9 protein-coding genes are annotated in these 10,443 nt (G+C 67.7%); 1 reads left to right on the top strand and 8 read right to left on the bottom strand.

Annotated elements, in window-relative coordinates; translation table 11 throughout:
• The 7 genes from AX708_RS08885 to AX708_RS08855 form a co-directional block, all read right to left on the bottom strand.
• A partial coding sequence (locus tag AX708_RS08885) for a biotin carboxylase N-terminal domain-containing protein (RefSeq protein WP_156454557.1) occupies positions 1–1,956 on the bottom strand: 1,956 nt, incomplete at its 3' end.
• Positions 1,953–2,591 (bottom strand): urea amidolyase associated protein UAAP2, encoded by a 639-nt coding sequence (locus AX708_RS08880; protein ID WP_066532932.1) that lies wholly within the window; start codon positions 2,589–2,591, stop codon positions 1,953–1,955. The genes AX708_RS08880 and AX708_RS08885, both read right to left, overlap by 4 nt.
• 25 nt (positions 2,592–2,616) lie before the next feature.
• Complete coding sequence (locus AX708_RS08875) at positions 2,617–3,438, bottom strand: urea amidolyase associated protein UAAP1 (RefSeq protein WP_066532934.1); 822 nt, start codon at positions 3,436–3,438, stop codon at positions 2,617–2,619.
• Positions 3,435–3,938, bottom strand: a complete 504-nt coding sequence (locus AX708_RS08870) for a CopG family ribbon-helix-helix protein (protein ID WP_197426287.1) — start codon at positions 3,936–3,938, stop codon at positions 3,435–3,437. The genes AX708_RS08875 and AX708_RS08870 overlap by 4 nt, the downstream gene beginning before the upstream one ends.
• Before the next feature lie 12 nt (positions 3,939–3,950).
• Positions 3,951–4,739, bottom strand: a complete 789-nt coding sequence (locus tag AX708_RS08865; RefSeq protein ID WP_066532943.1) for an ATP-binding cassette domain-containing protein — start codon at positions 4,737–4,739, stop codon at positions 3,951–3,953.
• A 3-nt stretch (positions 4,740–4,742) separates the two neighbouring features.
• Complete coding sequence (locus AX708_RS08860) at positions 4,743–5,558, bottom strand: ABC transporter permease (RefSeq protein WP_066532944.1); 816 nt, start codon at positions 5,556–5,558, stop codon at positions 4,743–4,745.
• A gap of 4 nt (positions 5,559–5,562) precedes the next feature.
• Complete coding sequence (locus AX708_RS08855) at positions 5,563–6,651, bottom strand: putative urea ABC transporter substrate-binding protein (protein WP_066532945.1); 1,089 nt, start codon at positions 6,649–6,651, stop codon at positions 5,563–5,565.
• Positions 6,652–6,833: 182 nt separating this feature from the next.
• Here AX708_RS08855 and AX708_RS08850 point away from each other — a divergent pair, with 182 nt between their 5' ends.
• On the top strand, positions 6,834–7,799 hold the full coding sequence (locus AX708_RS08850; protein ID WP_066532950.1) for a hypothetical protein: 966 nt from the start codon (positions 6,834–6,836) through the stop codon (positions 7,797–7,799).
• A gap of 88 nt (positions 7,800–7,887) precedes the next feature.
• Here AX708_RS08850 and AX708_RS08845 read toward each other — a convergent pair whose 3' ends face one another.
• Positions 7,888–10,425 carry a TonB-dependent receptor gene (locus AX708_RS08845; RefSeq protein WP_066532951.1) on the bottom strand — a complete coding sequence of 846 codons (2,538 nt, stop codon included), beginning with the start codon at positions 10,423–10,425 and terminating at the stop codon, positions 7,888–7,890.
• Between the last annotated feature and the right edge of the window lie 18 nt (positions 10,426–10,443).

Genomic DNA, 10,443 nt, shown 5'->3' with positions numbered 1-10,443 from the left:
CCCCTGCCACTCGGCTTCGAGGAAGGTGGCGATGTCGGCGGGGGTGAAGAAGTCGGGCGCGCCGTGCGGGCCGTAGAGGACGCGGATTTGCCATTCGCGGGTGAGCGCCGGGAGCGACGCGGAGGTAGGTTCGCCCACCGCCCCCTCACCCAGATGCAGCACATCCCCCGCCACCAGCGCGCGCGCGGCGGGGCCGCCGAACTGGCCGAGCGTGAAGGTGCTCGCGCTGCCGAGATAGGGCACCACATCGAGTCCGCCGGCGACCAGGATATAGCCGCGCATCCCCCCGCCGCTGGCGCGCCCCATCGCGAGGGTCTGGCCGGCGGCGACCCGGAGCGGCTCTCCGCGCGGGGCAGGCTGGCCGTCGATGGTCGCCCCGAAATCCGCGCCGGTGAGGCAGATCGTCGCCCCGGCCTCGAACAACAGCGTCGGGCCGCTCGCCGTGACTTCGAGGCCCGCCATGCCCTCGGGGTTGCCGAGGATGCGGTTGCCAAGGCGGAAGGAAAGGTCGTCCATCGGCCCGCTCGGCGGCACGCCCACGTTCCACAGCCCGAGGCGTCCGGGCCAGTCCTGCACCGAAGTTGCCGTCCCCCCGCCGATCACCCGGATCGCGCGACGCTGGTGGGCAACGCCTTCGAGCAGCCGGGTGGAGACATTGCCGGAGGTGAAACCCGCGTGCCGTACCACCGCGCGCAGCCACCTGAGATTGGTTTCGATTCCGTCGACGCGGGAGGCATCGAGCGCGGCCTGCATATTCGCGATCGCCTCTTCGCGGGTCGCGCCCTTCGTGATCAGCTTCGCCAGCATCGGATCGTAAAAGGCGCTGACCTCGCTGCCGGCCATCACCCAGGTCTCGGCGCGAATGTCCTCGGGGAAGGCGACATTGGTGAGCGTGCCGGTGGTCGGCCGGTAGTCCTGCGCCGGGTCTTCGGCGTAGAGCCTGACCTGTACACTATGGCCGCGCGTTGCGGGCGCGGGGGCGTCCAGCATCGCGAAATCGCCCGCCGCGCCGCGGATCATCCACTCGACAAGGTCGATCCCGGTCACCTCCTCGGTGACGCCGTGTTCGACCTGGAGGCGGGTGTTCATCTCGAGGAAGAAGAAGTCCTCGCGCGCCGCATCGTAGAGGAATTCGACCGTGCCTGCGGAGAGATACCCCGCCGCCTCCCCGAGGCGCACAGCGGCGGCGATCAGCTCGGCGCGTTTGGCATCGGAAAGGCAGGGCGCGGGGGCCTCTTCCACCACCTTCTGGTTGCGGCGTTGCAGCGAGCAGTCGCGCTCGCCCAGCGCCATCACCCTACCCTTGCCATCACCAAAAATCTGCACTTCGAGATGGCGCGCGCGGGGGACATAGCGTTCGAGGAAGACGCCCGCATCGCCAAAACTCGCCTCGCCCTGGCGCATCACCGCGGCAAGACCCTCGCGCACCTGCGCCTCGCTCTCGCAGATGCGCATGCCGATGCCGCCGCCGCCTGCGGTGGCCTTGAGGATGACGGGATAGCCGATCCGCGACGCTGCTTCCGCCGCCTCGTCCGCGCCGGTGAGCAGCCCGGTGCCCGGGGCGAGCGGGAGCCCGTGCGCCTCGGCCAGCGCGCGGGCGGAGTGCTTGAGACCGAAGGTGCGGATGTTCTGAGGCGTCGGCCCGATGAAGGCGATGCCCGCCGCCGCGCAGCTTTCCGCGAACTCGGCATTCTCCGCGAGAAAGCCGTAGCCGGGGTGGATCGCGCCCGCCCCCGTTGCCTTCGCCGCCGCAAGGATCGCCTCGACATTGAGATAGGAGAGCGCCGCCGGCCCCGGCCCGATGCACAACGCCGCGTCCGCTGCACTGACATGGAGCGAGCCCGCGTCGGCGTCCGAGTAGACCGCCACCGTCCTGAGCCCCATGCGCTTCGCCGTGCGGATGATCCGCGTCGCGATCGCGCCCCGGTTGGCGATGAGGACGGTGTCGAACGTCATCCCGCCGCGACAATCATGCGCACCGGCGTCGGGTTGAAGCCGTTGCAGGGGTTGTTGATCTGCGGGCAATTGGAGACGACGACGATCACGTCCATCTCGGCCCTGAGGTCGACCGTGAGGCCGGGCGCCGAAATCCCGTCGACGATGCCGAGGGTGCCGTCATCCTCGACAGGAACGTTCATGAAGAAGTTGATATTGCTGACAATATCGCGCTTCCCGCGCCCTTGCGTGAGGTTGGCCTCGAGAAAATTGTCGACGCAGGCGTGTTGATGCCTCGTGTGATGTCCGTAGCGCAAGGTGTTGCTTTCGCACGAACAGGCGCCCCCGATCGTATCGTGATATTCGACCGCGGAATCGACGATGGTCATCAGCGCATTGCCCTCGTTCGAGAGCAGCACGCTGCCGGTGCGCAGGAACAGGTTGCCTTGCGCCGCGACCGTATCCTGCGCCGAATAGCGCTCGGCATCGTCGGCGGCGGAATAGATCAGGAAATCGACCGCCTGGTTGCCTTCCAGATCGACTATCCGCAGCACCTCGCCCTGCTTCACGTGGTGCAGCCACGGCGCGCGCGCGGGGACGACCTCGTCGTGGAGGATGGTGCCGGTGAGGCCGGAGAGGGCCGGGTCTGCGGTCATGCTTTTGCTGTTCCGGTGGATGAGGTTAGCGGCGGTAGTAATCCTCGGTGTTGAGGTAGGCGCGTTGCCCTTCTGGCGTGGCATTGCGCACAGGGTCTTCGTCTGTGGCGATAGGCCCGCGCCACGCGGTGACGCCCAGCGGGGTCGAAGCATATTGGGGGCGCGGGTCGAGCACATGGGGGCAGTTGGCGATCACCAGGATCACCTCCATCTCGGCGCGCAGCAGCACCGTGCGCCCGTGTTCGAAAGGCCCGACGACGGGCGTGATGCTGCCACCGGCCTCGATCCGCGTGCCCTTGAACAGGTTCACCGCCGGATGGACATCGCGGCGCGTGAGGCCATGCTTGGCCGCGCCGAGGATCAGCCGGTCGCGCCCGTTGGGATAGGCGCCCGAATTGCGGCCCTCCCCGTATTTCCGTAAGTTACCGGCCGCATTTGAGACACCGCAGAAGGTGTCATGCGTCCCCGCGCCGTCCTCCAGAATGCTCACCAGCACCCGGCCCATGTCGGAGAGCAGCAGCTTGCCCTCGCCGAGATAGGCGTTCCACTGGACCTTGACCGTATCGGCGACATTCAGCCGCTCGGTCGGCATTTCGGCGTTGAAGATGTTGAGGCTGGCGCAGGCATCGCCCGCCTTGTCGATCAGCCGCAGCCGCGTGCCGCGCGCCAGCCGCCGCGAGGTGTAGCCGCCGGGGGCGACGGTCTCCTCCCACACGAGGTCGGCGGCGGCGATGCCGTCAGGCAAGTCGCTCGCGACCGGGGGCAGGATCGGCATGGTCTCGACCCGCGTGCCGCCTTGGGCGCGGGCGTGTTCGCGGGCGGCCTTGGGATCGGCGGTGGCGCTCATTCGGCGGCCTCCCGAGAAGAAAGGGCGCCGGGCGGAGCGTCCTGTTCGTGGAGCGGCGGGAGCAGCGCGGTGGTGGTCACCAGCTGCAATTGCTGCACGCCGCGGATCGCCCGCAAGGCGTCGCACAGCTGCTTCAGCCGCACCGCCGGCCCCTGCACCAGCAGCACCTCCAGGGACTGGTCTTCCTCGAGGAACACGTGCTGCGAGGAGATCACCTCCTTGAGGTACTCGACCTGCGTTTCCGCCAGCTGCTGGCGCACCCGTCCGCCCCCGCCCTGATAGACGATGGTCACCGTCCCCGCGAGCGTCTCGTCCGGCCGGGTCAGCGCCTCGTGCTCGGCGAGCGCGTGGCGGATCAGCTCGGCGATCAGCTGCGAGCGCGAGGGCAGCCCGCGCTCTTCCACCATCATGTCGAGCTGGCGGAACAGGTTCGCCGGCAGGCTCATGGAGAGGCGTGCCAATCCTGCCGTCTCGGGCCTGGTGGGTTCGGGGGAGCTCATGTGACCGGCATCTCAATTATTACCTATCGTGTCAATCGTAATACCGACCTCTTCCACCGCCTCGGGCAGCGGAGCGGCGGCGGCCTGCTTGCGGGTCAGTTCGAGGTCGTAGACCACCCCTGCCCCGTAGCGCTGCGGCGCGTGCGGATCGTGGCGGCGCTTGTCCAGGGTGAGCACCCGCGTGCCGAGCCCGAAGGCCTCCTTGATGTCGTGGGTGACCATGATGATGGTGAGCCCGTGCTCGCGCCACAGGCGGGTGATGAGCGCGTGCATGTCGCCCCGGATGCCCGGGTCGAGCGCGCCGAAGGGCTCGTCCAGCAGCAGGATGCGCGGCCGCTTGATGAGGGCCTGGGCGATGGCGAGGCGCTGCTGCATCCCGCCCGACATCTGCGCGGGGTAGAGGTGGCGGCTGTCGACCAGCCCGACCTGTTCGAGCATCGCCTCGGCCTCGGCGACCGCCGCCCGGCGCGCGGCCCCGAACAGGCGTGCGGTGAAGGGCGAGGCGGCGAATTCGAGCCCGAGCAGGGTGTTGCCCAGCACCGTCAGATGCGGGAAGACCGAATAGCGCTGGAACACCACTCCGCGGTCCGGCCCGCACTCAGTGGGGAGCGGCGCGCCGTCCAAGGTGATGCTCCCCCGCGTCGGCTTTTCCTGTCCGAGGATCACGCGCAAAAGGCTGCTCTTGCCCGCCCCCGATGGCCCGATGATCGAGACGAAGCTCTTTTCGGCAATCTCGAGCGAGATGCGTTCGAGCACCACTTTCTCGCCATATTCGACCCAGACGTTCTTCAGCGACAGCATGGCTCAGCGCGCCCCCGGATGGGCCCAGCCGAACAGGCGGCGGCTGGCGAAGGTGAGGCTCACGTCCATCACCACCGCCAGCAAGGCGATCCACGCGACATAGGGGATGATGACGTCCATCGCGAGATAGCGGCGCACGAGGAAGATGCGGTAGCCGAGGCCGACATCGGCCGCGATCGCTTCGGCCGAGATCAGGAACACCCATGCCGGGCCGAGGGAAAGCCGCAGCGCCTCGAACAGGCGGGGCAGCGCCTGCGGCAGTGCGACGCGCAGGATCACGCCCCAGGAGTTGGCGCCGAGCGTCAGCGCCTTGACCACCTGCTCGCGCGGGAGGGCGCCGATGTGTCCGGCGACGTCGCGGATCATGAAGGGCGCGACGCCGATGACGATCAGCGCCACCTTGGCCGTCTCGCCGAGGCCGAAGGTGATGAACAGGATGGGGAGGAGCGCGATCGGCGGGATTACCGCGATGCCGGTGACGAGGGGGCCGAGGGTGCTTCTGACAGGCGGCAGCGCGCCCAGCGCAAGGCCGACCAGCAGCGCAGAGGCGGTGGCAATCCCCAGCCCCGCGCCCAGCCGCCACAGGCTCGCGAGCGTGTCGGCCCAGAACAGGTATTGGCCCGAAAGCCGATCCGCCTCGAACAGCAGACCCGCCATCGCCGCCGCCATCGCGCCGGGCAGCGGGAGGATCTTGTCGGCGGGGTTGTCGGCGTGGCGCGCGGCGGCCGCGACAACATAGCCCAGCGCGAGCACCAGCAGCGGGGCGGCGCCCAGCAGCAGCGCGCCCCGGCGGGTCGGCTGTGCCGTTACCCAGCGCATCGGCCTAGAGTTTCCCGTCTGCGGCGAGCTTCATGAAGGTGTCGTCGAACCGCAAGGTGATCGCCGATGCGTCGCCCAGCGTCTTGCCGCCCGGGAACTCCATCCCCACCGCGTCCGCCGAGGCCGCGCCCTGCCCGAACAGGCCTTGCGCGAAGGAGAAGTCGCGCACGCGAGTCATGGTGGTGAGGAGGTCGCCCGATTGCATCGCCGCGACCGCCGCCTTGGGATCGGTGTAGAGGAAGGTGGTCGCCAGCTGGCCCTCGAAGGCCTCCGGCGTGGTGCCCGCAAGCTTGGCCATCGCCGCGCGCGCCGCCGCGCCTTCCGCATCCTGCTTCGCCATCAGCGCCATGGTCTCGTACCAGATCCCGGCGAGCGCCTTGCCGAGGTTGGGGTTGGCCTTGAGCGTGGCGGTATCGACCACCATCAGATCGAGGATCTCGCCCGGAATATCGGCGCTGGTGAACACCGCCTTGGTGCCCGCGACGCCCTTCATGGTGGTGACCTGCGGGTTCCACGCGACTGCCGCGTTGACTTCCGGCGAGGCGAAGGCGGCCGCGATGTCGGCGTCGGATGTGTTGACCGTCTTCACGTCGGTCAGCTTCAGCCCGCTCATCTCGAGCGCGCGGGCGAGCAGGTAGTGCGAGACCGAAAGCTCGGCGAGATACACCTGCCGACCCTTGATCCCGGCGACATTGTCCGCGCCCTTCAAAAGCACCGCGTCATTGCCGTTGGAATAGTCGCCGAGGATGATCGCGCTGGTGTCCTTCCCGCCCGCGGCAGGGATGGTGAGGGCGTCCATGTTGGCGACCGTCACCCCGTCCAGTTTGCCTGCGGTGTACTGGTTCACGCTCTCGATATAGTCGTTCACCTGCACGAACTTGATCGTGATGCCGTACTTGTCGCCCCACTTCTTCACGATCCCGGCCTGCTCGGCATAGGGCCAGGGCATCCACCCGGCATAGATCGACCAGCCGATGGCGAATTCGGTCTTGGGCGCAGGCGCCTCTTCCTCCCCGCCCGAACATGCTGTCACCAGCAGCGCGGCGAGGCCGAGGAGGAGGAAGCGGGCTGCCCGGGAGAGGTGGTGGAGCATGATTCGTCCCCTATGTTGCGTCTGCGAACATCCGCCTTGCCGGGGCATTTGTCCACCATGAATTATTACGATTGATTGGAAACGTAATATGGGGGAGATTGGTTCCACGATGGCAGGAATTGTGCCCTCCTGTCGGGCGCGCTCCTCTCCCTCCCCTGCCCTCGCATGGAGGCCGAACAGTCATGACAAAAGACGCCGCCCGCCCGCTCGCCGCGCTGCTCGCCGCGAGCCTTGCTGCCACTGCCTGCGCCGAGGAAGGCCCCCCGCCGAACGATGCCGTCGGCCCCGTGCCGGACTTGGCCGAGAACGCGATGAAGGTCCCCGGGTTTGCCGATTTCATGGCGATCGACGGCGAGGCGGTGTGGGTCACCAATGACGGGCGGGTCGAGAAGTGGACGCCTGCGGGCCTCGCCGCCTCGACCCCCGTGCCGCGCCCCTGCGGCGCGATGACCACGGCGGCGGGATCACTGTGGGTCGCCAATTGCAAGGACGGCGATGTCTACCGCATCAATCTCGCCACGGCTGAGGTCGAAGCGAAGATCGCGACCGGCCTCGGCAATCCCAAGGGGGAGACCAATGTGGTCTCCGGCGCAGGCTCGGTGTGGGTGCCGTCCGACCCCGCAGGCAAGGTCGCGCGGATCGACCCCGCGACCAACGCAGTGATCGCGACCATCCCGGTGACGGCTCAGACATGGTATCTCACCTTCGGCTTCGACGCCGTCTGGGCGGTGTCGAGCGAGGGCGCCTCGCTCGAGCGGATCGATCCTGCCACCAACACCGTCACCGGCAAGGTCACCATGGGCAACACCCCGGGCTTCCTTGCGGCAGGCGAAGGCGCGGTGTGGGTGCAGGAACAGGGCGACGGCACGGTCGCCAAGGTCGATCCCGCGAAGCTCGAAGTGCTCGGTCGCGCCAAGATCGGGCCGAAGCTGAAGTGGGGCGATATCGACACCGGCGCGGGCGCGGTGTGGCTGCGCACCACCGAGGATCAGACGATGGTGGTGATCGACGCCGAGACGCTCAAGATCCGCGCCCGCATGGGACCGAGCGTGGGCAGCGGCGCGCTGCGCTGGACAAGCAAGGGCGTGTGGACCTCGGCGCATGACAACCAGACGCTCTCGTGGTGGAGCCCGCCTGCAGCCAAATGATACAAGAAAGCGCGCGGGGCGGGTCGCAGAACCCCGCGCGCTTTCCCGTTCTTCTGTCCTTGCGTCTCCGCTTGCGGAGGCCCGAGGATCAGAACTTGTAACCCAGCTCCACCCCGAAGCGCTGGCGCCCGCCCGGCGAGATGAACGAGCCGCCGAATTCGACCGCGGTGATGACCTCGTTCAGGTACTTCTCGTTGAACAGGTTCTCGGCATAGGCGGTGACCGACCAGTTCGCCCCCTCCACGCCCACGCGCAGGTCCATCACGCCGAAGGTGTCGCGCCGCGAGATCGAATAGTCTGCATTGCCCACCACCGCCGGCAGCTGGAGCGCCGAGCCCGGCAGCAGCCCGCTGAACAGTGTCGGGTTGGTATCGTCCTGCAGCGTGTGGAACCACGTCGGCCCGGTGATGCGGTAATCGGCGCGGGTGATGAAATCGATGCTGTCCGTCACCGGCAGATCGACCTGGGTGCCGAGGTTGATGGTGTAATCAGCGGTGTAGGGCGATTTGTTGCCGACCGTGACGGGGCGCGAGGCGTTGGCCTTGATCTCGCTCTCGGTGACGTTGGCGGACCCGTACAGCGTCCAGCCCCGGACCGGCTCGACCGTCAGGTTGAGCTCGCCCCCGTAGACCTCTACCTCGTCGATGTTCGAGACCACGCGCAGGAGGCCGAAGGCGCCCACGAAGAACTCGAAGAACTGCATGTCGTCGATCTTGGTGTAGTAGCCCGCGAGGTCGAAGGTCACGAGGCCATCGAGCGCCTTGCCCTTGATCCCGGCCTCGAACGCGCTCGAGGTTTCCTTGCGGTACTGGTCGTTGATCTGCACATTGGTGCCGATGAACTGGTTGAAGGCCGAATTGACGATCGCGGCCGAGCCCTGGTTGTTGAAGCCCCCCGATTTGAAGCCGATGCCCCAGTTGCCGTAGAGGTTGACGTCGTCGGTGAGCGCGTAGCGCAGCGAGATCTTGGGCTGGAACTGGCGGAAGGTTTCCGACTGCGGCCCGATCGGCTGGACCACGCCGCCCACCACCGCCTGACCCGGGTTGATCGGGCCGCCGGTGAAGGGATCGCGCACCGCCGGCACGAGGCTCGCCACCGAGCGGTCCTCGATGTCGTAGCGGCCCGCCACGCTCACGTTGAGGCGATCGGTGATATCGCCGTCGACCGAGGCGAAGACTGCGTAGACATCGGTCTTGAAGGCATCGTTGTAGAGCTGTGTGGTCGGGTTGCTGGAACCCGGCGCGTTGTAAAGCTGGCGGATGATCCCCTGCCCGAGATCCGCGCCGAGGCTCACCCCCACCTCGCGGTCGATGTGGAGATAGTAGGCGCCCACCTGCCAGTTGACCGGACCGTCCCCGTTTGAGGCGAGGCGGATTTCGCCGCTGATGTCTTCCTGGTTGCGGATCTGGAACTGTGTGCCGTCGCAGGTCGTCGGGCTATAGGGCCCGAAGGTCGATCCGGTGGCGGGGTTGAAGATGAAGGGGATCGGGCTGGTGCCGATGAAGGTCGGCGCGTTGAGCGGATAGCCTGCCAGCGCGAGGGTCGACGCCGCGCAGGCATTGGCCGCCGCGACCGAGGCCGGGGTCGCGCCCGGGAAGGTGAAGCGCGCGAAATCGGCCGAGGTGCCGTCGGCGGTGAGAGATTGCTCGACATCGCTGTAGAGCACCCAGGCGGTGAGCGTCGCGGCCTCGAACTTGTGCTCGATCTTGGCCGAAGCCTCGAAGGTGGTCTGGTCGTTGGTCGGGCGGATATTGGGGTAGAAGCCGAAGGGGTGCTCGTTGACGTCCTCGAAGAACGCCGGATCGACCGCGGCGAAATTGGGCAGGTGGAAGGCGGCGTTGAAGGCGATCGAGGCGCCGGTGAGGTCGGCATAACGCGCCTTCACGTCGATCTCGGTGTCGGGGCCGACCTCGGCGACGAAGCGCCCGTCGATGCCCCACACGGTCTGGTCGTCGATGGTCTTGGAATTGCCGAGGAAGCGGTTGCGGAAGAAGCCGTCGGTGGTGGAATAGTTGCCCGAGACCACCAGCCCCGCGCTTTCGCCCACGGGGGTCGCGATGTAGCCGTTGGCAAGGTAGGTGTTGTCCTCGGCCGCGCGCACCAGCACCCCGCCCTCCAGCGTGTCGCCGGGCTTCAGGGTCTGGAGCACGATCGCGCCGGCGGCCGCGTTGCGGCCGTAGAGAGCGCCCTGCGGGCCTTTCAGGATTTCGACCTGCCGCAGCGTGCCCTGGTTCTGGTTCAATTGCGCGGTGTTGGTCTTGAGGATGCCGTCGACCACCAGCGCGACCGAGCTTTCCGCGTCGCGCGCGCCGTTGATGCCGCGGATGTTGATCTGGGTGTCGCCCGCTTCGGCGGTGCCGGTGACGATGGTGACGCCCGGCGTTAGCTGGACGAAGTCATCCGCGCGCTGCACGCCCGATTTGGCGAGCGTCTCGGCGGTGAGCACCGTGACCGATGCGGGCACATCGGCGAGCGTTTCCGACTGGCGGCGCGCAGTGACGATGATCGCGCCCTCCTCTTCTTCGGCGGCCGGCGCCGTATCGGGCGCGTCCTGCGCCATGGCGGGCGCGGACAAGGCAATGGCGCCGAGAGCCGCGCCGGAGGCAAGAACGAGACGGATATTCATAAGGCGGCTCTCCTGAGA

This window comes from Erythrobacter sp. CCH5-A1 (assembly GCF_001557115.1).
GTDB lineage: Bacteria > Pseudomonadota > Alphaproteobacteria > Sphingomonadales > Sphingomonadaceae > Erythrobacter.
This window is presented reverse-complemented; position numbering and strand designations above follow the sequence as displayed.